The organism is Mesorhizobium sp. M0184 (assembly GCF_040322215.1).
GTDB lineage: Bacteria > Pseudomonadota > Alphaproteobacteria > Rhizobiales > Rhizobiaceae > Mesorhizobium.
This window is the reverse complement of record NZ_JAMYSZ010000015.1, coordinates 12,707-34,400: the sequence shown is the minus strand read 5'-3', so window position 1 is coordinate 34,400 and position 21,694 is coordinate 12,707. Positions and strand designations below refer to the sequence as shown.

23 protein-coding genes are annotated in these 21,694 nt (G+C 61.2%); 18 read left to right on the top strand and 5 right to left on the bottom strand.

Translation table 11 applies throughout. From position 1 onward, the window contains the following. The first annotated feature begins 36 nt into the window (after nucleotides 1–36). Nucleotides 37–1,044 (top strand): AI-2E family transporter, encoded by a 1,008-nt coding sequence (locus NKJ23_RS19190; protein WP_023722104.1) that lies wholly within the window; start codon nucleotides 37–39, stop codon nucleotides 1,042–1,044. Between the two features lie 407 nt (nucleotides 1,045–1,451). Here NKJ23_RS19190 and NKJ23_RS19185 read toward each other — a convergent pair whose 3' ends face one another. Then, nucleotides 1,452–2,477 carry an IS110 family RNA-guided transposase gene (locus tag NKJ23_RS19185; RefSeq protein WP_352495693.1) on the bottom strand — a complete coding sequence of 342 codons (1,026 nt, stop codon included), beginning with the start codon at nucleotides 2,475–2,477 and terminating at the stop codon, nucleotides 1,452–1,454. A gap of 237 nt (nucleotides 2,478–2,714) precedes the next feature. On the opposite strand from NKJ23_RS19185, the gene NKJ23_RS19180 reads away from it, so the two are divergent. The 6 genes from NKJ23_RS19180 (at nucleotide 2,715) to copD (ending at nucleotide 7,672) form a co-directional block, all read left to right on the top strand. Beyond that, a complete protein-coding gene (locus NKJ23_RS19180; RefSeq protein ID WP_352495694.1) occupies nucleotides 2,715–3,752 on the top strand; it encodes an IS110 family RNA-guided transposase in 1,038 nt (345 codons plus the stop codon). 151 nt (nucleotides 3,753–3,903) lie between these two features. Then, nucleotides 3,904–5,091: an ISNCY family transposase gene (locus tag NKJ23_RS19175; protein ID WP_502902551.1), complete on the top strand. Its 1,188-nt coding sequence runs from the start codon at nucleotides 3,904–3,906 to the stop codon at nucleotides 5,089–5,091. Further along, a complete protein-coding gene (locus NKJ23_RS34675; RefSeq protein WP_502897232.1) occupies nucleotides 5,024–5,167 on the top strand; it encodes a hypothetical protein in 144 nt (47 codons plus the stop codon). The genes NKJ23_RS19175 and NKJ23_RS34675 overlap by 68 nt, the downstream gene beginning before the upstream one ends. Before the next feature lie 483 nt (nucleotides 5,168–5,650). Further along, nucleotides 5,651–6,193 (top strand): hypothetical protein, encoded by a 543-nt coding sequence (locus NKJ23_RS19170; protein ID WP_352452020.1) that lies wholly within the window; start codon nucleotides 5,651–5,653, stop codon nucleotides 6,191–6,193. Between the two features lie 277 nt (nucleotides 6,194–6,470). Beyond that, the gene (gene copC, locus NKJ23_RS19165) at nucleotides 6,471–6,812 is read left to right on the top strand and encodes a copper homeostasis periplasmic binding protein CopC (protein WP_023722111.1); all 342 of its coding nucleotides are present in this window, start codon (nucleotides 6,471–6,473) and stop codon (nucleotides 6,810–6,812) included. 2 nt (nucleotides 6,813–6,814) lie between these two features. Then, a complete protein-coding gene (gene copD, locus NKJ23_RS19160; RefSeq protein WP_023722112.1) occupies nucleotides 6,815–7,672 on the top strand; it encodes a copper homeostasis membrane protein CopD in 858 nt (285 codons plus the stop codon). Nucleotides 7,673–8,450: 778 nt separating this feature from the next. On the opposite strand, the gene NKJ23_RS19155 is transcribed toward copD, so the two are convergent. Beyond that, the gene (locus NKJ23_RS19155) at nucleotides 8,451–8,630 is read right to left on the bottom strand and encodes a hypothetical protein (RefSeq protein ID WP_352466309.1); all 180 of its coding nucleotides are present in this window, start codon (nucleotides 8,628–8,630) and stop codon (nucleotides 8,451–8,453) included. Between the two features lie 358 nt (nucleotides 8,631–8,988). Between NKJ23_RS19155 and NKJ23_RS19150 the strand changes: the two genes are divergently transcribed. Continuing rightward, the gene (locus NKJ23_RS19150; RefSeq protein WP_502902548.1) at nucleotides 8,989–9,633 is read left to right on the top strand and encodes a DUF1007 family protein; all 645 of its coding nucleotides are present in this window, start codon (nucleotides 8,989–8,991) and stop codon (nucleotides 9,631–9,633) included. A 21-nt stretch (nucleotides 9,634–9,654) separates the two neighbouring features. Next, nucleotides 9,655–10,368, top strand: a complete 714-nt coding sequence (locus NKJ23_RS19145) for a HoxN/HupN/NixA family nickel/cobalt transporter (protein ID WP_352495722.1) — start codon at nucleotides 9,655–9,657, stop codon at nucleotides 10,366–10,368. A gap of 164 nt (nucleotides 10,369–10,532) precedes the next feature. Here NKJ23_RS19145 and NKJ23_RS19140 read toward each other — a convergent pair whose 3' ends face one another. From NKJ23_RS19140 to NKJ23_RS19130, 3 genes are read right to left on the bottom strand one after another with little or no spacing between them, the layout of a single operon-like run. Next, on the bottom strand, nucleotides 10,533–11,321 hold the full coding sequence (locus NKJ23_RS19140; RefSeq protein WP_352495695.1) for a hypothetical protein: 789 nt from the start codon (nucleotides 11,319–11,321) through the stop codon (nucleotides 10,533–10,535). Nucleotides 11,322–11,332: 11 nt separating this feature from the next. Continuing rightward, a complete protein-coding gene (locus NKJ23_RS19135) occupies nucleotides 11,333–12,070 on the bottom strand; it encodes a HupE/UreJ family protein (RefSeq protein WP_352495696.1) in 738 nt (245 codons plus the stop codon). Nucleotides 12,071–12,118: 48 nt separating this feature from the next. After that, nucleotides 12,119–12,439: a hypothetical protein gene (locus NKJ23_RS19130; RefSeq protein WP_352681722.1), complete on the bottom strand. Its 321-nt coding sequence runs from the start codon at nucleotides 12,437–12,439 to the stop codon at nucleotides 12,119–12,121. Between the two features lie 169 nt (nucleotides 12,440–12,608). Here NKJ23_RS19130 and NKJ23_RS19125 point away from each other — a divergent pair, with 169 nt between their 5' ends. The 9 genes from NKJ23_RS19125 (at nucleotide 12,609) to NKJ23_RS19085 (ending at nucleotide 21,681) form a co-directional block, all read left to right on the top strand. Continuing rightward, nucleotides 12,609–12,890 carry a metal-sensing transcriptional repressor gene (locus tag NKJ23_RS19125; RefSeq protein WP_352495699.1) on the top strand — a complete coding sequence of 94 codons (282 nt, stop codon included), beginning with the start codon at nucleotides 12,609–12,611 and terminating at the stop codon, nucleotides 12,888–12,890. 9 nt (nucleotides 12,891–12,899) lie between these two features. Then, nucleotides 12,900–14,243 (top strand): cation diffusion facilitator family transporter, encoded by a 1,344-nt coding sequence (locus NKJ23_RS19120; RefSeq protein ID WP_352495723.1) that lies wholly within the window; start codon nucleotides 12,900–12,902, stop codon nucleotides 14,241–14,243. Nucleotides 14,244–14,310: 67 nt separating this feature from the next. Beyond that, nucleotides 14,311–15,633: an MFS transporter gene (locus NKJ23_RS19115; protein WP_352466314.1), complete on the top strand. Its 1,323-nt coding sequence runs from the start codon at nucleotides 14,311–14,313 to the stop codon at nucleotides 15,631–15,633. Nucleotides 15,634–15,642: 9 nt separating this feature from the next. Then, on the top strand, nucleotides 15,643–16,083 hold the full coding sequence (locus NKJ23_RS19110; protein ID WP_352495700.1) for a YqaA family protein: 441 nt from the start codon (nucleotides 15,643–15,645) through the stop codon (nucleotides 16,081–16,083). A 163-nt stretch (nucleotides 16,084–16,246) separates the two neighbouring features. Then, complete coding sequence (locus NKJ23_RS19105) at nucleotides 16,247–17,809, top strand: ABC transporter substrate-binding protein (protein WP_352495701.1); 1,563 nt, start codon at nucleotides 16,247–16,249, stop codon at nucleotides 17,807–17,809. Between the two features lie 28 nt (nucleotides 17,810–17,837). Continuing rightward, complete coding sequence (locus NKJ23_RS19100; RefSeq protein WP_352466317.1) at nucleotides 17,838–18,779, top strand: ABC transporter permease; 942 nt, start codon at nucleotides 17,838–17,840, stop codon at nucleotides 18,777–18,779. Between the two features lie 4 nt (nucleotides 18,780–18,783). Then, nucleotides 18,784–19,695: an ABC transporter permease gene (locus tag NKJ23_RS19095; protein ID WP_352495702.1), complete on the top strand. Its 912-nt coding sequence runs from the start codon at nucleotides 18,784–18,786 to the stop codon at nucleotides 19,693–19,695. Continuing rightward, nucleotides 19,692–20,705, top strand: a complete 1,014-nt coding sequence (locus NKJ23_RS19090) for an ABC transporter ATP-binding protein (protein WP_352495703.1) — start codon at nucleotides 19,692–19,694, stop codon at nucleotides 20,703–20,705. The genes NKJ23_RS19095 and NKJ23_RS19090 overlap by 4 nt, the downstream gene beginning before the upstream one ends. Beyond that, complete coding sequence (locus NKJ23_RS19085; protein ID WP_352495704.1) at nucleotides 20,698–21,681, top strand: oligopeptide/dipeptide ABC transporter ATP-binding protein; 984 nt, start codon at nucleotides 20,698–20,700, stop codon at nucleotides 21,679–21,681. The genes NKJ23_RS19090 and NKJ23_RS19085 overlap by 8 nt, the downstream gene beginning before the upstream one ends. The last annotated feature ends 13 nt before the right edge of the window (nucleotides 21,682–21,694 follow it).

Here is a 21,694-nt window from a genome sequence, read left to right as displayed (position 1 = left end):
ACCCGGAGAGGACTTGGCTGCTTCTGCAGGTGAAAAGTGCTGATTTTCTCATGGTTCTATCTCGCGTCGTGCCTGCTTGCGCTTATAGCGCTCGTCGCCGTTCTCGAACTCGGGCTGCTTCCGGCACTGCTTTCGGGCCTTCTCGTGTTCAATCTCGTTCATTTCGCCGCACCGATGCTCCATCGAATCGGCGTTTCCAACAGCCTGACGAAAAGCCTTGCGCTGACCTTGGTGGCATTGATTTTCACGCTCCTGGTAGCCGCCGCTATCTTTAGCGGCATGTCGCAATTGACTGGCGGTTCGGAGAACGTCGTGACGCTCCTCAAGAAGATGGCCGAGATCATCGATACCGCGCGCGTCCATCTCCCGACCTGGGCGATGACCTATTTTCCGTCGAACATCGAGGAACTGGAAGTCTTCGCGGCCCGGTGGCTCCGCGAACATGCCGGCCAGCTTCAACTCGTCGGGCGGGATGTCGGCGTCCTGGTGGTCCACATTGTCGTCGGCATGGTGATCGGCGGCTTGATCGCGGTGAGCTCGGCGGCGCCATCGCGCGAGCCCGGCCCACTGGCGGTCGCGCTGGCGGATCGTGTCAACATTCTGAGCAAGGCCTTTCGCAACATCGTGTTCTCGCAAATCCGGATTTCGGCGTTGAATACGTTTCTGACGGCGGTCTATCTCGTCGTTGTTCTGCCGTCCTTCGGCATCGATCTGCCATTCATCAGGACAATGATAGCGCTGACTTTCGTCACCGGCCTTCTGCCGGTCATCGGCAATCTGATCTCCAACACGGTGATCGTGGTTGTCAGCCTCAGCATCTCCTTCCTTGCAGCACTCGGCTCGCTTGCCTTTCTCATCATCATTCACAAGCTCGAATACTTCGTAAACGCCAAGATCATCGGTTCGCGGATCAATGCGCGTGCCTGGGAGCTTCTTCTGGCGATGGTTTTCATGGAAGCCTGGTTCGGTATGCCGGGTCTTGTCGCCGCGCCGATCTATTATGCCTATCTGAAGGCTGAACTGACGATGCGCGGGCTAATCTAGTTTCCGTCCATAAACGGCAAACGATTGATTCTGTTGGATGAATCGCGGCTTTGCGCGAGCAAGGCCCGGCGGTTTCAGGTATCTTGGATCATGCCACTGATTCCAAAGCCTTGCCACCGCCGGAGCCGACAATGCGCCAAGAACGCACCGTCCAAGATGGGGTTGTTGTCTAATCGCAATGTTGACGTCAAGTATCTGCACGTCTTAAGACGCGTGTGCCGGGTGCAGGGTTGTCTTCGCGGTCAACATCGGTTGCCGCATGATGGAGCTTCGCGGGGAGAGCCTTCAATGTATTCGACGCACTCAGCTGAGCCAGCGGTGCGACCCCATCTAGCGGAATGGCTCTGTCCACGCCCCGGCAGGGACGTCTCGGCGCGCTCAGAGACTGAACGCGATCCTCAAAGCCGTCACGCTGTCGCGCCAGCGGTCCTGTCGAAGAACTCGCCGGTCTTGAGCATCGCATGCATTGTCACCGCCAGTTTGCGGGCTACGGCAACGGCGGCTCGTTTGAAGCCTATCCTCTCCCGGAGTTTTAGACCCCATGTTCGCAGGCTGCTGTCGGCGCAGCTGCGGGTCAGGATGACCGTCGCAGCTTCGTAGAGAAGCCCTCGCAAATGACGATCGCCCCGCCGGGATATGTGGCCATCATAGTCGACCTCTCCCGATTGGTATCGTCGGGTAGTCAGGCCAAGCCAGGCGCCGACGGAGCGAGATTTCTTGAAGTTGTCCGGCTCCTCAATGGCGGTCACGAACGAAGTCGCGGTGATTGCGCCGACACCGGGGATCGACACGAGTATTTGACACGCTCGGCTTTGACGCGCACCAGCGACAAGCTGACGCCCGAGTTCAGCGGCCCGAACGCGCATGCTGCGCCAGGCTTCCAGCATCGGCAGCACGATAGGAGTGAGCCCGTCCTGGTCGACAAGGAGATTGCGGACATTCCTCTCGAACGTGCTTCCTTTGCCGGCGGGAACAAGCAGTCCGAATGTCTTCATGAGCCCTCGGATCTGGTTTGAGAGTTCGGTCGTGATCCTGACCAGCCTGGTGCGTGCCGCCACGAGCGTGCGCGTCAGCATGCTGTCGAAGCCTTTCACTCGCACTTCACGAAAGAACCCTACTTCTGCAAGATGCGCCAAACCGTCGGCATCGTTCGCGTCGGTTTTGTTCGCGGCCATGTCGAGCGCTGCTTTGGCATGACGAGCATCGATGCAGATAGCCGGCAAACCCTCTGCGCGCAGCGCATGATAGAACCACACCGATAGAGGGCCGGTCTCGAACACGACGCGCTTTGCGGCCGGCGCCCGCTTGCGGACAAGCTCGGCAATGACCTTTGGATCAGAGGCGCACCTCCCACGCCAGACGCGCTTGCCTTCACGTCGAATGGAAACCGCTGTCTCTTTCATCGAAACATCGAGGCCGATATAGTCTTCCATGGCTGTTCTCCCTGAGATGCCTGGGCCCGGTGCGAATCGTGAGCCCGTATTCCATCCTGTCGGGGAACAGCCACCCACTTTCATAGCTAAGACTTGGGAAACTCGCTCCCGCGATTACCCCATGTATTCGGCTTGCGCCCCATCTTGGCGGAGCGGCATGGAGGTGCTGCGCTTCGAGCTGATGGTAGAACGTGGTCTGTCCGAAACAGCCACAAGCATCAGGAAAGGAAGCGCAGCATGAAACATTATGCAGGATTGGACGTCTCGGTGAAAGAGACGGCAGTGTGCATCGTCGACGAAACAGGCACGGTTTGCCGCGAGATGAAAGTTCCCAGCCATCCGGAGGATCTTGCGCGGGTGCTCAAGGATCCTGCCTGGAACTTTGAGCGGATCGGTCTTGAAGCCGGGCCCTTATCGCAATGGCTGTTCGAGGCCCTTGCCAAAGCCGGCCTGCCGTTGATCTGCATTGAGACGCGTCACACCAAGGCATTCCTGAAGGCGCAGGTGAACAAGTCCGATCGCATTGACGCCCGCGGCATTGCGCAGATGATGCGGGTCAATCTGTTTCGCCCGGTGCATGTGAAGACGCTGACGAGCCAGAAGCGCCGGGCGTTGCTGATGGCGCGCAAGCTCTTGCAGGAAAAGGCCATTGCCATCGAGAACGACATCCGCGGGCTGCTGCGCAACTTCGGGCTCAAGGTCGGCATCGTCGGTACGGGCAAATTCGAGCAACGCATCCACGAACTGGTTGAAGGCATGCCTGATCTGGCCGAAATCGTCGAACCGCTTCTCGACGCTCGCGGCAAGCTGCGCCAGCACTTTGCCACCCTTCACCGCAAGCTTTTGGCGATCGTCCGGGATGAGGAAGTTTGCCGCCGACTGATGACGACACCAGGTGTAGGCCCGGTCGTGGCTCTGGCCTATACCACCACCATCGACATTCCGGCCCGCTTCCGCAATTCGAAAGCGGTCGGACCGGTTTTGGGTCTGACACCTGTGCTCCATGAGTCGGGCGAAAGCCGCCGGGTCGGCCGGATCTCGTTATGCGGTGACGATATGATGCGAACGCTGCTCTACGAAGCCGCGCAGGTCCTACTGACGCGCGTGACGAAGTGGTCCTGGCTGAAGGCCTGGGCGATGAACGTCGCCAAGCGGCGTGGTCGGCAGAGGGCCATCGTTGCGCTCGCCCGTAGACTAGCGGTGATCATGCATCGCATGTGGAGCGATGGCACACGGTTCCGCTGGACAAAGGAAAGCACACCGGTCGCCGTCTGAACTGGGCCGTTAAGAAGGAGACAACAAAGTTCCACTTGCCGGTGGAAAAACGTCCTTCGCGGGACGAGGGATGAGGTGAGTTCGCTATGCTGGCGGTGCCAGCATATTCGATCTTTTCGCCACGCACGAGATCGGTCACGAGTTGAAGGCGATGTCGCAATGGCTGGATGAGCATCGCGACCTTCTTGGCTTGGTGGCGCGCGATTTGGTGCGGGTCGACGTCAAGGCCACCGGACGGCAGGGCCTGCCTGCCGAAGCGGTGTTGCGCTGCGCGATCCTCAAGCAATACCGGCAACTGAGCTACCAGGAGCTGGCGTTCCATCTTGAGGACTCCGCTTCGTTTCGCGCCTTTGCTCGCCTGCCTTTGTCATGGAGCCCGCACAAGTCGGTGCTGCAAAGGACCATCAGTGCGATCCGGTCCGAGACCTGGGAACAGGTCAATCGGGTACTGCTGTCGAGCGCTCGGCAGGCGAAGCTCGAAGATGGCGCAGTCGTGCGGCTGGACAGCACCGTGACCTCGGCACTCATGCACGAGCCGAGCGACAGCAGCCTGCTTTGGGATGCCGTGCGGGTCATGGTGCGCCTGCTGAAGCGGGCTGACGCCTTGGTCGGCGGTGCCGGCTCAGCATGGCGCGATCATTGCCGCGCAGCCAAGAAGCGGGCTCGCAAGATCCAGTTCACGCGCGGTCGACCCAATCGGGTCCAACTCTACCGCGAGCTGATCGCAATCGCCCGTGCGACCTTGACTTATCTGGAGCAGGCGAGCGAGCGATTGGTAGTGGCGAGCACACCGTCCATCGCACTGTGGCAGCTCCAGGTCCGTCACTATCGGCCGCTGGTCGAACGCATCACCAGACAGAGCGAGCGGCGGGTATTGGCCGGCGAGCCGGTGTCGGCCGGCGAGAAGCTGGTCAGCCTGTTCGAAGAGCATGCCGATATCATCGTCAAAGGCAGCCGCGACACCGAGTATAGCCACAAGCTCAACCTGACCACCGGCAAGAGTGGAATGATCCTCGATCTGGTGATCGAGAAAGGCAACCCGGCCGACAGCGACCGATTGCTGCCGATGCTGGAGCGTCACATAGGCATTTGGGGTCAGGCGCCACGGCAGGCAGCAGCCGATGGTGGCTTCGCCACGCGCGACAACCCTGGCCACGGCGAAGGCGTGGGGCGTCTCCGACATGGCCTTCCACAAGAAAGCCGGCCTCAAGATCGAGGATATGGTCAGAAGCAAGTGGGTCTATCGCAAGCTGCGCAACTTTCGCGCCGGCATCGAAGCTGGCATCTCGTGCCTCAAACGCGCTTACGGCCTGGCGCGCTGCACTTGGCGCGGCCTTGATCACTTCAAAACCTACGTCTGGTCCTCGGTCGCGGCCTACAACCTCGTCCTCTTCACCCGCCTCAGGCCGACCTGATATCAGCTCGGCATCGCAGCCGTCCCGCCGGCAGAGCCGCCGGCAATGGCGTGCGTCCGATCGTTGCCAAGCACTGCATTTTGTCGATCATCAACTATTCCTGACCTGTCCATGCCCGTCAACGGCGCTTCCGGTCGGATCCAAGCGATTGCAAATGCTGCGAAATACCGGCGTTTATGGACGGAAACTAATCTAGGGTTAGGGCAGGTGGCGATTTGACGACGCAAGCAAGGTTGCTGGGAAACCGCGCAAATTTGGCCACTCGCTGAACAGCACCATCTTGGTTAGTGAACCCTCAGGAGTTTCGTGACCGATTTGAAGGCCCCCGTTTAATAGCACACCCCCTGCAAAGACATTAGACAGCGCTAAAACGTAAATTGTCCGGAGGCATGTAATCTGCTACTGCTTAATCACCGACAAACGGCTCTGGAAAGCCGTGCGTCGGACATCATGCACAAGATCAACTCAAACCGGAGAACGGCCATGAAACGGCTTCTGACGGTCGCTGCCCTTTTGGCGGCAGGCAGTTTGGTTACGATGCAAGGCGCAGCCGCCGACGACGCTGCGATGATCAAGAGCGCTGAATCTGCTGCACCCCCTGCCGTGGCAAGCGGCGCTGCGGTCTACGCCGCGGATGAAAAGGGCGCCATGCGCACCTTGCGCGAGGGCAAGAACGGCTTCTGGTGCATGCCGGACAGCCCGTCCACGCCCGGCCCGGACCCAATGTGCGGCGATGCCAACGCGATGGAATGGGCGATGGCATGGATGGAAAAGAAGGAGCCGCCCAAGGGCAAGGTCGGCTTCATGTACATGCTGTCCGGCGGTACCGATGGCAGCAACACCGATCCCTATGCGACGAAGCCCGAGGAAGGCAACAATTGGATAGAGACCGGCCCGCATGTGATGATCGTCAACGCAATGGACATGATGCAGGGCTATCCGACGGACCCCAAGCCTGACACATCCAAGCCCTATGTGATGTGGCCGGGCACTCCATACGCACATCTCATGATCCCGGTTAAGTAGCTGAAATGGAGTCACGCGGGCGCAAACGCTTGTTTCGCCCGCGCTTGTCCTGATAATTACAAACGCTTGCGGCGTCCGTGACCTTCAATCGAGAGTCTCGGCGGTCGGTAGCGTGTTGGCCTGATCTCCCATCACTTTTCCGGCAAATGGAAAATTTCGTGACAGCTCGAACGGTGGCGGCCCTGCAACACCAACAAATTCGTATACTCGTCAGAAAGTGCATAGTCTTTGATGACCGTCGCCGCGGGAGGAGTTCGCGTTGAATCGGACTATCGGAATGATCGCCACACTTGCGCTGTGGAGCGTGCCATTATCGGGCCAGGCGCTTGCGCATGCTCGATTGGTCGAGGCTACTCCAGAGATCAATAGCACCATTGCCGCTCCGCCCACCGAGATTGGACTGCGGTTTAGCGAATCCATTGAGGCTCGATTCTCGGGCATCGATCTGTCGGGGCCGGATGGTGCGAAGATCACCACGGAGATCGCGGTGCGCGATAAGGACATGGTGGCACCTGTATCAAGGTCCCTTGCGCCGGGTGTTTATCAAGTTGATTGGCACGTGCTGTCAGCAGACGGGCACAAGGTGAAGGGCAATTTCAAATTTGAAGTCAGACCGTAGAAATGGACGTTGATGGCACTCTGGCCTTCGCCCGGTGGGTCTACTTCCTCTCAGTGATGATTCTATTCGGGTCGGCACTCTTCCCTTTCTATGCGCTAGACAGAACCGCGGCTCCCGCGCTTGCGCCTCTACCCCGTAACATCAATCCTGCCCTCGCACTTGCGGCCGCAATCTTCGCGGCAATTTGGCTGCTGTGCTTTACGGCCGGGCTCTCCGGACGCGAGGGTATGGTTGACACCTTGCGCGGCGTTCTCATGGAAAGCGACTTCGGAACTGTTTGGTTTGTTCGCCTTTCGCTCGTTCTCCTGCTCCTGGTGATCAGTTTCTCGGGGCGGCCCGAATTGATCGTCGGGCCGGCTTTCTTGCTACTGACCTGCGAGGGTTGGCAGGGCCACGCGGCGGCGTTGGGCCTTCTAGGCTCACTGACTCAAGCTCTCCATGTTGCAAGTGCCGGGGCGTGGATAGGTGGCCTCCTGCCCCTCGGCCTGCTTATCGCGGCAGCACAGCGGCATCCATCCGAAGTCGCAGGCGTGGAAACCGTCCTGTGGCGCTTCTCCCGCTTTGGTATGGTGGCGGTTGCGCTCATTTTTTTGACGGGTGCCATGAACACTTGGCTCGTGCTTGGCTCGTTCCCCGATCCGCGCAACAGCTACGGTCGAGTTCTCCTGTTCAAGATCAGCCTATTCGTCGCGATGGTCGGTTTGGCGGTCTACAACCGATACGCCCTGGTCAGCCGCATGAAGTCCGAACCGGCCAAAAGCTTGGGCACATTGTCTCGCAACGTTGCGCTGGAGCAGATCATCGGGTTTGGGGTGCTTATGGATGTAAGCGCGCTGGGGCTTATGGATCCGTACGCGTGACGCGCTGACTTTGCAATTATCCGCTGGCAACGTTTCTGCAATTCGCGATCGACACTCACCTCTATCCGCCTGGCGCACAGAGTGGCTGGCCGGTCTGGCTGCCGATCTTAACCAACGTCGGGACGTGTGGAGCGCGGATATATGCCTGCGACCTAGACACGATTCCATGCGTAAACGAGTAACTGCCAGCACCAGCCGGCCAGCGTTCATCGCTCCTTTGATCCCCACCCTGGTGGAGAAGCCTCCCGAGGGCCGAGGGATGGACACACAAGTTCGACGGCTATCGCGGGTCTTCAATGCGGACCGCGTCGGAGAATAACTGGCGAATGATACTACGGGGCGACGGCGCAGCCGCCGACAGTCGGATGCAGGTCGATCTCGTCGCAGCCGCTGGGCCCGCTAAATGGCACTCTTGACTAACGTGCCAGAGGGTCCATTTTTTGACCCTGCGGTGTGCTGATGTCGAAGCCCCTCTTTATCCCGGCGCTCGCTGCTATATGCCTGAGATCGCCGCTGGTGCGTGCCGATAATGTCGATCTGGCGTTGGAAGCTTTTCACGGTATTTGTCTTGCCCATGGACCTGACTTCGAACGAACCGTCCTGCGGCCAGGAGACGCGGATGGACTCCGTTGTCCGGCGACGCAGCACTTGCCCCCGTCGGTGACGTAGGCGCCTTCCAGGACTGGGAGGCGACCGGTGACGACCTCCCGGCCAAAACCATGATCGCGGTGACAAAAGCCACTTGAATGGCAAGTCCGTGCAACCTTGCTCCATAAAGCTATTCGATGTCGACGGCGCGCCATTCGAGGAGCGTTTCTTCGCCCGGACGGATGCCGAAACAATCGGCGAGGACAGAAACGGAATGCAAGTTTCCAAACTCTGCATATTGACAGTCGGCAATCGCAAGCACTTGTCCATTTGACGTTCCCGAGGTCCGGATCACATCGAACACGGTCATTGCAAGCTCGATCGCGACGACTAGGGCGGATCAGCTGGTGTTATCTGCACGGGACGCGGGGCTTTTTGCGTTTGCAAGGAACTCGCGATAAGAATGCTCTGAATCGATCAGGAGCAGGAAATTGAGCGATCGGCAAAAGATTATCTGGATGATAGTGCTGGCAATCCTTGCTGGTATCGCGGTGATCATGCTCAAACATTCGCTGAAGGGCGACCTTGGGTAGCTGCCTCCTTAAATGAGGCAACACAGCCCTGATCGATCAAGGTTGGTATGGGCTTTGGCCCGTCCCATTTCGGCCTGCTTGCAATGGCAGGTGTCCTGCCTGATGCGGAATCGACGAACGAAATGTGAGCGAAAAATGCAACTGACAGGCATGGTATCAGGCGCGGCGCTGTTGCTCGCTTCCGCCGCGGCAGCGAACGCCCATCCACATGTGTTTGCCGAAGCGACGCTGGACCTGACCGTCGGTCCAGACAGAACGCTCAAGTCGCTTCGGCATCTCTGGCGTTTCGACGACCTCTTTTCCAGCACCGTGCTGATGGAATTCGACAAGAATTCCGACCTTGTCCTTGATGCGAAGGAACTCGATGAAGTCGCTCTCATCGTCCATGCGTCGTTGGCCGAGTACAACTACTTTCAGATGGTGACCTTGAACGGCAAGGACGTGACGATGGCGCCACCGCCGAAGTTCAGCGTCAGCTATGAAAACGATCAACTCGTCGTCCAGTTCGAAACGCAGCCGAAGGACCCGCTGACCCTTGCTGGAAAAGTCAGCATCGGCGTCTACGACCCGACCTTCTACACGGCGATCGATTTTGCCGACGACGAAAAGATTGCTGTGACTGGCCTGCCTGAAGGCTGCTCACGCGCCGTCGTGCGTCCAGATCCGGACACGGCCATCGCGCAGAACCAGAAGAGCCTGACAGACGCGTTCTTCAGTGACCCGACGGGGACCGATCTCGGCAAGATTTTCGCGACGCGCCTTGAATTGACGTGCAGCTGACCCGGAGCCGGTTCGATGGCCATGTTCCAGACGCTGGTCGAGTTCCAACGCACGATCTACCTGGCGCTGGCCGAGCAGATCAAACTGCTTTCGGCCGGCGGCGGCTGGCTGGCGTTCATGGCCTTTCTGCCGATGGGCGTGCTGTTCGGTGCGGCGCATGCCCTGACGCCGGGTCACAGCAAAGCCGTCCTGGCCACGTATTTGGCCGGTTCGGATGCAAAGGTTTCGCGCGGTCTTCTGGTGTCGCTGACGCTTTCCTTCACGCATGTGACGATCGCGGTGCTGATCGCGGCGCTCTCGTTGCCGTTGGTGTCGATTGCCCTGGGCAGTGTTGGCCGTGCGCCTCTACTGGAAGACGTCAGCCGCGGGTTGCTTGGCCTGATCGGCGCCTGGATGCTCTGGCGCGCATTGAGCCACGGCCATCACCACAAGCATGAAGGCGAGGCTGTGGGTGTGATGGCCGGCTTGATCCCATGCCCGCTGACGCTTTTCGTGATGACCTTTGCGATATCCAGAGGCGTTCCGGTCGCCGGCATACTGTTTGCAATTACCATGATGGTCGGCGTGGCGCTGACCCTGTCCTGCGTGGCGGTGTTGTCGATCCTGTTTCGGGAGCGCCTGGTGCATTTCTTCGACAGCCGGCCACGCCTGTTCGATGCCATTTCCCGAGCCATTGAGGGCGCTGCCGGCTTGGCGCTTGCCGGCGTAGCCGTTTGGCAGATCACGTCGGGCTGAAATGCCGTGAATCAGATCGGGCGGTGGATCAAGACCCGTTTACCTGAAGGTCAGCCGTGTCTTCGTCGCGGCGCAAAGCTTCGACGCGCATCTGCGCTCGTCGGTGGAACAGACGGATAGGTGACGCCCGACGGTCGAAGTGGCGCCGGGCGACCCTGTATGCGCTAGATCATACGCTTGATGTCGATGTAGTCGCCTTCAGTCTGGATCGTCAAGGTCACGTCGCTGCCACCGCGGTTGCGCCAGAACCAACCGTGATTTCCATCGAAGGCGGCTTCAATGGCACCTTCGTCAGCTGGAACGCTGCGACCCTTTTCATAGCTGACGGACTGACTGCCGCCATCGCCGTGCGTCTCGAAGTTCACCACGCCACCGTCAGCTGTCCAGGAAAAGTTTGCCTTGGCGCCCTGCCGCATCACGAGCTTGACTTCGGCACCCTGGCCTGGCGCCAACGTGAAGGATAGCTCGTCTTGCCTTCCATCTGGCTGGATCGGGGCTTCCGAGGTTGCTTCGGTGGCAGGCGTTGTAGCAATGGCCGGAGCCTCGGCAGGAGCGATCTCTCCAACTGTCACATTGTCTTGGGCAACGGCCTCCCCAGTTGGCGACGGCTGCAAAGCAGGCCGTTCGGCGGTCAGGGCGACGAGGAGGTTTTCAATTCGGTCCATGCGCGCCATCAACTCGGCTGGAGGGACCATTTGCGTCATCCGCTCGGTTGGTGCCTTCGCGCTGGCCATTTCGTCGGCTGCCGCCTCGGCTGCCAGCTGTGTCTTGATTTCGCCCATTCTGGTGAGGCCGAGCAATCTGCCTGCTCCGGTCGGGTCGATCGCATACTCGGACGGCATGACGACCGTGATGAGCAATGCGAAAGCCGTCAGCGCGGCAATGAAGGTGGAGCGCTTGAGCTGCGCTGACGTCGGCAAATCGGCGCGGCTGGGAAGGTCGGTGTTGTACATGATTCGGTTCCTTATGCGGCGACGAACAGGCCGGTGAGCTGATATCCGATCAGCAGGAAACCAGCCGTCATCATGATGACGTTTGCGGTATAGGCGTGGCGCCAGAAACTTCGTGTCCGGCGCCAGTAGCCCATCACGATCAGGATGGCGCCAAGAGCCAAGAGCTGGCCGATCTCGACGCCGACATTGAAGGCCAAAAGGTTGGGCACCAGGCCGTCCGGCGAGATGTTGTATTCGATGATCTTCGTCGACAGGCCGAAACCATGGAAGAAGCCGAAGACCAGCGTCGCGATCTTGGTGTTCGGCTGGAAGCCGAGCCATCGCTGGAAAGAGCCCATATTGTCGAGCGCCTTGTAGACCACGGAAAGGCCGATGATCGCGTCGATGATGTAGCTGTTGATGCCGACGTTGAAATAGACGCCGAGCAGCATGGTCGTGGAGTGGCCGAGCGCGAACAGGCTGACATAGATGCCGATATGCTTCATCCGGTAGAGGAAGAAGATTACCCCGAACAGGAACAGGATGTGGTCGTATCCGGTCACCATGTGCTTGGCGCCGAGATAGATGAAGGGCAGCACGTTGATGCCCGAGATTTCCTGGATGTAGCCCTTGTCGCCGGCAGCGACAGCATGGGCAAAGGCCGCTCCGGTCAGCAGCGGCAGGGTCAGGAGAGCGATAAGCAGGGGAAGGACGGATCGCCCACACGTGCGACGCGCGCGTGGTCGGCCCCGGTCGAAGGGTCCTTGCATAAAATTTCCAATCTTCGTCGTTGAGGGTGGCCGCGTGAGCGGCCGCGATCATGCGGCGAGGAATGGCCTCGGCGGTCGCTCAAGCCGGAATGTCGTGCCCGGATCGAGGAAAGTCGGCGGATAATTCAGCCAGCTCCGTTCGACCTGCGGAAAGGTCGGTGCGAACCCGACAGGCGTGCTCGCCGTCTCGTGCGAATGGTCTGCCGCATCGTGCCCGTGAAAATGGCCAGCGCTCTGCTCGTCGGCAACGCCGTCATCGTGTGCGTGGTCATGATCTTCGATCTGCGCGGCGGCTCCGCCGTGACGTTCAACCGCGGTGGCAATCGCGATCGGATCGTGTGAGGTCGAATAGCCGAAAGGACGCAGCACGCCGAACATCATCGCTAAAGCGATGACCAGACAAAAAACTGTGCTGTGGATCCGATTCGGCATGAACGGCGATTATTCTCCAAAATCCTAACGAATGGTTGTTGACTGCACCGGAATCGAGGCCTCTTTGAGGCTTGTTGTATCCCCTCCAAGAGGATAGTATCAAGAGATGAGCGAGCAGCCTCATACCCACGAAACCCATCCCGATATCGTCAAGCGCCTGAAGCGGGCTGGCGGACATCTGAAGGGCGTGATCGAAATGATCGAAGCGGGCCGGCCCTGCCTCGATCTTGCCCAGCAGCTCCATGCTGTCGAGAGGGCCATCGCGCAAGCCAAGAAGACCCTGATCCAGGATCATCTCAACCATTGCCTTGAAGACGTCGTCGGGCCGCTGGCGCGCGAGCAGCGCCGCTCGATCGACGAGTTCAAGGATATCACCAAGTACCTGTGAGAGAACACCATAATGGATAAGATACGCGACTGGTTCGGCTTCGGTCCGATGACGCAGGGCTTCGGCGGCCATGGACATGATCATGGTGATGGTGATGGCGGCCATGGCCACACCCACGGCGTCATCGATCCGACGATCGCCACGACGACGCGCGGCATCTGGGCAATCAAATGGTCATTCGTCGTTCTGGCCGTCACGGCAGCGCTCCAGCTTGTGGTCGTGTTCCTCTCCGGCAGCGTGGCGCTGCTGGCCGACACCATCCACAATATCGGGGACGCGGTCACCGCCGTCCCGCTGTGGATCGCCTTCATGCTGGTCCGCCGCAAACCGAGCAAGGCGTTCACCTACGGCCTGGGCCGCGTCGAGGATCTGGCCGGGATCGTCATCGTTCTCATCATTCTTTTCAGCGCCATCGTCGCAGGCTATGAAGCGATCGACAGGCTGATCAATCCGCGTCCCATCGCATTTCTTGGCTGGGTCGCCATCGCCGGCCTCATAGGCTTCATCGGCAATGAAGCGGTGGCCGTATTTCGCATCCGCGTCGGCCGAGAGATCAACAGCGCGGCGCTGATCGCGGACGGCTACCATGCCCGCACCGACGGCTTCACCAGCCTGGCAGTCGTCCTTGGCGCTATCGGCGTGTGGCTGGGCTTTCCGCTTGCCGATCCGATCATCGGACTGCTGATCACCGCGGCGATCTTCGCCATCGTCTGGCAGTCGTCGAAAGCCGTGTTGACGCGCATGCTCGATGGTGTGGAGCCCGGCATCATCGATGAAATCCATCATGCCGCCGAACATGTGTCCGGCATCGAGCGCGTTGGAAGTGTGCAGGCGCGCTGGATCGGCCATCGCCTACATGCCGACGTGGCCATCAGTGTTCCGGATGCGGCGACGGCCAAAGACGTACTGGGCGTCAGCGAAGCCCTTAAGGAGGAACTGTTCGCCCACTTGCCGGCGTTGGCGGAGGCGAATGTCCGCCTCGAAAGCTCAGCCGGTTCGACCGCCAAGCGGGGGGAAACCTCTCATGCTCATCATCATGCACCGGAGCCGTTCAAGGTAGTCTGCGATCTGGCTGCAGGGACATTGGAAATCGTCGATACACCGGCTGGCGAGCGGATGCGGCTGACCATCGATCGCCACGCCGATGATTTGACAGCGACGGTGATTATCGACCGACCCGAAGGGCCAGAGACGCTTCGCCTCGAGCCCGCCGCTGACAACCATCATCGGCTTGAGAGCACCGTCGCCCCTGCCGAGCCGCATGAGTTCCAGGCGAGGTTGATCCTGGCCGCGAAGGGTCGCGAGCAGGTGCTGCCGTTCAAGATGGTCGAACCCGAAGGTCACCACCACTGAGACAGGCGGGCTGTTTGCGCTACGTTCCTGGCTCGACGAACCCCAATCCGCTGCAAGAACGCAAAATATGCTTCAGGTCCTGGCCAATCGCACCTACCGTCATCTCTTCCTGGCCCAGGTCATCGCCCTGATCGGCACTGGCCTTGCCACCGTAGCACTCGGGCTGCTGGCCTATGATCTTGCCGGCGCCGATGCCGGCGCGGTGCTCGGCACGGCGCTCGCTATCAAGATGATCGCCTATGTCGGCGTGGCGCCTGTCGCCGCTGCGTTCGCCGAGCGCCTGCCGCGCCGCACCATGCTGGTTTCGCTCGACCTCATCCGGGCTGCGGTCGCGGTGTTCCTGCCCTTCGTTACCGAAGTCTGGCAGGTATATGTTCTCATCTTCGTCCTGCAGTCGGCGTCGGCAGGCTTCACTCCGGCCTTCCAGGCCTCGATCCCTGACGTGCTGCCCGAGGAGAAGGACTACACGCGGGCCCTGTCGCTGTCGCGACTGGCCTATGACCTGGAAAGCGTCGTCAGTCCCATGCTGGCGGCGGCGCTGCTTTCCGTCATCAGCTTCCACAGCCTGTTCGCCGGTACGGTTATCGGCTTTCTCGCCTCGGCGGCGCTGGTGGTGTCGGTGGTCCTGCCGAGCCCTAAACCGTCGCAGCCGCGCGGCGTTTACGATCGTACCACGCGCGGAATCCGCATCTATCTGGCGACGCCGCGATTGCGCGGGCTGCTGGCCCTTAACGTTGCCGTCGCGGCGGCAAGCGCGATGGTGATCGTCAACACGGTCGTCCTGGTGCAGGCGCAGTTCGGCCTCTCGCAAAGCGACACGGCGCTGGCGCTCGCAGCGTTCGGCGGCGGATCGATGATTGCAGCCCTTGCCCTGCCGCGGCTGCTGGAGAACGTCCCGGACCGGGTTGCGATGCTCTCGGGCGCCGCGATCCTGGTCGCGGGCGTGCTGGTGGGACCGCTCGCCGGCAGCTATTATCTGCTGCTGCCGCTCTGGTTCGTGCTGGGGCTCGGCTATTCGCTGGCGCAGACGCCTTCGGGCCGATTGATCAGACGTTCTGCCGATGCCGTCGACCGGCCCGCTCTGTTTGCTGCCCAATTCGCGCTTTCGCATGCCTGCTGGCTGATGACCTATCCCATTGCCGGCCGCGTCGGTGCCGCGATGGGATTGCCCTTCACCTTCGTTCTGCTCGGCGTTATAGGCGCCGCTGCCCTGCTTGCCGCGATCTGGCTATGGCCGAAACACGATCCCGACGTGCTTGTGCATACGCATGTCGACCTGCCTGAGGACGACCGTCATATCGGGGACGCAGTATGGTCGGAAGCGGGCTATGAGCATTCGCATGGCTACGTCGTCGACGATCGGCACCCGAAATGGCCCAAGGCAAGCTGAGAGCTCGAAATGCCTGGCGAGCTCGCCATCTATGGCGGTCTTTTCCTGACCGCGTTCGCGGCGGCGACCATCCTGCCGATGCAATCGGAAGCAGCCCTTGCGGGGCTGCTCCTGACAGAAAGCTATGCTCCGGCTCTGCTCATCGCCTCCGCAAGCGCAGGCAATGTGCTCGGCTCGATCGTCAACTGGTGGCTCGGCTGGGGCGTCGATCGCTTTCGCAATCGCAAATGGTTCCCGGTGCGGCCCTCTGCGCTGACGCGCGCGACGCGATGGTATCAGCGCTATGGACGATGGTCGCTGCTGTTGAGCTGGCTTCCTCTCGTTGGCGATCCGCTGACGGTTGTGGCGGGAGCGCTGCGGGAGCCATTCTGGAGCTTCCTTGCGATCGTCACGATCGCGAAGGTCGGCCGCTACCTTGCGCTGGCGGCGATGACGCTGAGCTGGATTTAGCGCCTGTCGAGACCCGCGCCGGCATGGCGACATCACGCGAGACGGCGCTTTCCTTTGCCAAACGCAGCGCTGCGCGCCAACTTGGATTGGCGCCGAATATGTCTATACAAATGGGAATGCATGTGTACAATCGCTACCAATCAATCAAAAATGGGGAACTGAAATGATCACTCTCGACCGCCGCAATTTCCTTGTTTCCACCGCCGGCCTTGCCTTCGCCGCTGCGCTGCCACGCACCGCCTTTTCCGAAACCAACGACACGCTGAAGATTGCCATCGCCGCGGAGACCGGCGATCTCGACCTGCTGCAGAATGTTTCAACGCTGAGCACCTACACCATCGTCTTCGATGCGCTGATCCACTACGGCCAGAACGGCGCGCTTGAGCCGGGACTTGCCACCAAATGGACCATTGCCGACGATCAGCTTTCGATCGCTTTCGATCTGCGTGAAGGCGTGACCTTCAGCGACGGCACGCCGTTCGATTCCACTGCAGCCGAATGGAACCTCAAGCGATGGATGGGGGTGAGCGACTTCTCCTGGATTGGCGTCTCCGATGCGTACGACAGCATCGTCACGGACGGACCAAACAAGCTGACGGTCAAGCTGAAGCGACCGGTGCCGGCCGCACTCCTCGAACTCACCATCGTCCGCCCAGTTCGTTTCCTGTCGCCCAAGGCAGTCGACAAGGATGGCAAGCAGACGGCGCCGATCGGAACCGGTCCATGGATCGTCGAAAAATACGATTCGAGCGGCACCAGCCTCGTTCGCAACGACAAATACTGGGGCGAGAAGCCGCTTTTCAGCCGCATGGAACTGAAGGTGGTTCCCGATGAACTCGCTCGTGCCAACGGCCTCCGCTCAGGCGACCTCGATGTCATCGGTGGCGACTGGGTGGCGACGCTATCGCCGCGCCGCGCCCGTGCGCTGGAAAGCGACGGCATGAAGGTTGTTGCCGAGCCGGGCACCGCGACGATGCTGCTCGGCTATTCGCCGACGTCGAAGATCATCGCCGACAAGGCCGTTCGCGATGCCGTCTATGCATCGGTCGACCGGGCGGCGATCGCCAAGGTCCTGTTCGAGGGCTTTGCCGACCCGGCCGCCGATCTGTTCCCGGCGAACGTGCCGTCGTCGGGCAAGCGGCATGACGTGCCGGTGCGTGACGTGGCGGCGGCCAAGAAGATACTTGCCGACGGGGGCTGGGCAGAGAGCGGCGGCGCCTGGACCAAGGCTGGCTCTCCTCTGACCATCGACTTTCTGGTTTCCGAAGAGTCCCTGCCGGGATCGCGGCGAATCGCCGAAATGATCCAGGGTCAATTGTCCGAGGTCGGTTTCCAGGTCCAAGTCTCCTCGGTGGACAATGCCACCATGCATGAACGGCGTCCGGCCTTCGACTATGATCTCGCTTTCTTCACCACCTATGGCGCTCCCTATGACCCTCACGGGACCCTTGGCAATGCCTTCGTCTCGACGGCGGACAGCGGGCCTGACGGCAAGATCTATGTCTCGGACGCGCTCGACGGCGTAGTCAAGGCTGCGCTCGAGGCGAGCGGCGCCGAACGCGACCTGAAGATGCAGGCTCTCTACGATTGGCTGCACGACAACACCGCCATCTGTCCGCTTGTCGTCAGCCAGCGGCTGTGGGCTCACAATCCGCGCGCAGAGAACTTCTCGCTTCCGGCGACTGACTACGACTTGCCGTTCAAGGCGATCACGCTGAAGGCCTGAAGACTTCGAGCCCGAGTGAGGCCTGACGATGAAACGCACGATCCTGCGACGGATGCTGCTTGCCTGCCTTTTAATCCTGGCGGCATCCGCGCTGACATTCGCCCTGGTTGCGGCGGCTCCGGGCAATGTTGCGGCGCTCATTGCCGAGCGTGCGGCAGGTCCTGGTGCTGACGCGCAAATGATCGCCAAGATCGGCAACGAGCTCGGTCTCTACGACCCGTTGCCGATCCGCTACGGACGCTGGCTTTCCGGCGCGCTGGCCGGGGATTTCGGCATCTCACTGCGAACGGGAAAGCCGATCTCGTCGGAGTTTGCCGCCCGCATCCCGATGACGGCGGCTCTGCTTGCCGGCGGCGGCGTTCTCGCCTTCATTTTCTCGATCACGCTCGGCATTGCCGGCGCCGTCAGCAACGGCGGCATGATGGACAGGTTCCTGCATGCATTTTCGCTGATCGGCGCGTCGACCCCGAACTTCTTCGTGGCGGCGCTGCTGGTCATCGCGTTTTCGGTGATGCTCGGCTGGGTGCCCACCTTCGGCACCAGCGGCTTCACCTCATGGCTTCTGCCGTGGGTGACGATCGCGCTGTTCCCGGCCTCCGTTCTCAGCCGCGTCGTTAGGGTCAACCTCCAGGAAGCGATGTCGCGGCCGTTTGCGACAACGGGCTTCGCAAAAGGCTTTACCAGAACGCAGGTGCTGCTGCGCGAGGCGCTGCCCAACATCGCCATTCCGTTCCTGACGACATTCGGGGCGCAATTCACGCTGATGATCATCGGGTCGATCGTCGTCGAGACGGTATTTGCATTGCGCGGCGTCGGTGCCTTTTTCATCGAGGCGATACGCTTCCGCGACTTCATCGGCATGCAGTCGGTGCTGCTGCTGTTTGTCGTCTTCTTCGTCATGGTCAATTTCATCGTCGACATGATCTGCATCGTCGCGGATCCGCGAATGCGCCGGGCGCGGGGAGCATGAGGCGATGAACATTTCCGCTATCAGGGACATCAAGGGCTGGCCGTGGCTGGTGCTGCTCCCCGTAATCGGCTTTGTGCTGATCGGCATCTTCGCTCCTGTGATCATGCCTTACGATCCAAGTGCGCAGGACTATTCGGCGACACTGGAGGGCATGAGCTGGAGCCATTGGCTCGGCACCGACTATCTCGGCCGAGACGTCTTCAGCCGCATCGTCGGTGGCGCCCGCATTTCCCTGGTGGCGATGGTGATCGTGCTTGTCGCCGCCTTGGCGATCGGGGTCACGATCGGCTCCTTCGCCGGCTATGTCGGCGGCCGTGTCGAGCTCGTCCTTATCAGCATCATCGATATTGCGCTGGCACTTCCCAGCCTGGTGATCGCGCTGGCGTTGATCGGCATTCTGGGCACCGGCTACTGGTCGATGATCACGGCGCTCACCCTGGCGTGGTGGGCGAACTATGCCCGCATGAGCCGCGCAGTCGTGACCGCCGAGCTGCAGCAGCCCTATATCGAGGCGGCCCGCGTGATGGGCGCCGGTCATCTCTGGATTTTTGCCCGCCATATCCTGCCGCATGTGCTTGCCCTCGTCGTGGTCTACGCAAGCGCCGACGCCGGCGCGCTTGTGCTGGCCATCGCGACGCTCAGCTTTCTCGGACTTGGCGTCGCGCCGCCGACACCGGAATGGGGCCAGATGCTGGTCGACGGCATGAGCTACATCGAGGAGGTGCCGCGCCTCGTCGTGCTGCCCGGGCTGGCACTGACGCTGGTCGTGGTCAGCTTCAACCTTCTGGGCGAAGCCTTCGCATTGCAAAAGGTGCCGCGGCCGGTTCGCGGCGCGACATTGCGCAGACGCCGAAGGGCGCGTGCTCGCGAAGAAGCGGAGCGCAACGCCGTCGAAACGGGAACGACTTCAGCATGAGCGACGGTCAGCCGATCTATTCGATCGAAGATTTGGTCATCGACCTCTACGCCACCACCGTTTCGGTGCGGGCGGTGGACGGGGTGTCGTTCAACGTCCGTCCCGGAGAAACGGTCGCGGTCGTCGGCGAAAGCGGTTCGGGAAAGACCGTAATGACGCTCGGGCCGCTCGGTCTGCTGCCCGAGGGCGTGACCGTGGACATGAAGGGATCGGCGCGAGCCGACGGAAGCGAACTGCTCAGCATCGGTTCCCGGCAATTGTCGGACCTGCGCGGGCGCTATTTCGGCGTGATTTTCCAGGACCCGATGAGCGCGTTGAACCCGATGCTGAAAATCGGCCCGCAGCTGGCCCGCCAGGCGCGCCGCTTCGCCGGCCTGTCGCATGAGGCCGCGCGCAAGGAAGCGGTCTCGCTTCTGGCACGCTCCGGCATTCCGGACCCTGAGGATCGCTACAACCGCTATCCGCACGAAATGTCGGGCGGCATGCTGCAGCGCGCGATGATCGCGCTGGCGCTGGCGGCCCGGCCGCGCGTGCTGATCGCAGACGAGCCGACCACGGCGCTGGACGCCACGGTCCAGGCGCAAATCCTGGAGCTCATCCGTCAGATCCAGCGCGAGGATGGCATCGCGGTCGTGCTGATCACGCACGACATCGGCGTGGTCGCTTCCGTCGCCGACCGCGTCATGGTGCTTTACGCCGGCCAAGTGGCGGAGGAGGGGACGGCGATGGATGTGCTGACCCGGCCGGTCCATCCCTATACGCGCGGGCTGCTCGCATCGGTGCCGGATTTTCGCGCCGACGAACGCGCGGCGACCCGCGAGATACCGGGCCTGCCGCCAAACCAGATCCGGCTGGAACCGGGTTGCCGGTTTGCCGAGCGCTGCGAATTGGTCGAAGCCGGTTGCCGGCAGCACCGGCCGCCGTTGCAGACGATATCCGCGTCGACAAGCCCGCACCGCGTGGCTTGCCCGGTCGTGCTGAAACGAGAGGGGATCGCCGTCCATGTCTGATGCCGCAGCGATCGAGGTCAGGGGATTGAAGGTGCATTTCGCCAACCGTTCGGGTGTCGGCGCGGTGCGGGCGGTCGATGGCATAAACCTGACGGTCACGCGCGGCGCGTTCCACGGCATCGTCGGCGAGTCCGGCTGCGGCAAGACCACGCTGGCGCGCACCATCGTCGGTTTGCAGAAGGAGAGCGAAGGCACTGTCCTGATTGGGGGAAGGGATCGCACCGAATGGCTGAAATCGGACAGGAAGTCGTTCAGCCGCGAAGTCCAGTTCGTCTTCCAGGATCCGTTGGGGTCGATGAGCCGCCGCCAGTCCGTCTACCAGACACTGGAGGAGCCGCTGCAGATCCATCGCTTCGGTTCATCAGTCGAGCGCCGGCGCCGCATCGCCGAGCTTCTGGATCTGGTTGCGCTGCCTGAGACGGTGCTCGACCGTTTGCCAAGGTCGCTCTCCGGTGGCCAGCGGCAGCGCGTTTCGATTGCGCGCGCGCTCGCGCTGAAGCCGTCCATACTGGTCTGCGATGAGCCACTTAGCGCGCTCGACGTTTCGATCCGGGCGCAGATCGTCAACCTGTTCACGTCGCTGCAGAAACAGCTTGGCCTGACCATTGTCATTGTCGCGCATGATCTGGCGATCGTGCGCGAGGTCTGCTCGAACGTGACGGTGATGTATCTCGGCCGCATCTCGGAAGCCGGCCTGACCCGCCCGCTGTTTCGCGAGCCGGCCCATCCCTACAGCCAGGCGCTGCTGTCGGCTGTTCCTTCTCCCGATCCTCGCATCGAAGCCGGGCGCCGCCGGATCATTCTCGCCGGCGATCCGCCAAGTCCCAGCGCGCCGCCTCCGGGGTGCCGGTTCAACACGCGCTGTCCGGTGGCGATCGATGTCTGCCGGGTCGAGGAACCGATGCTGCGATCGGTGCCGCATGGCGGCGTTGCAGCCTGTCATCTGGCCGATAGCGCGGGTCGCCCTGTTATCTGAAAGATGTCGTTTC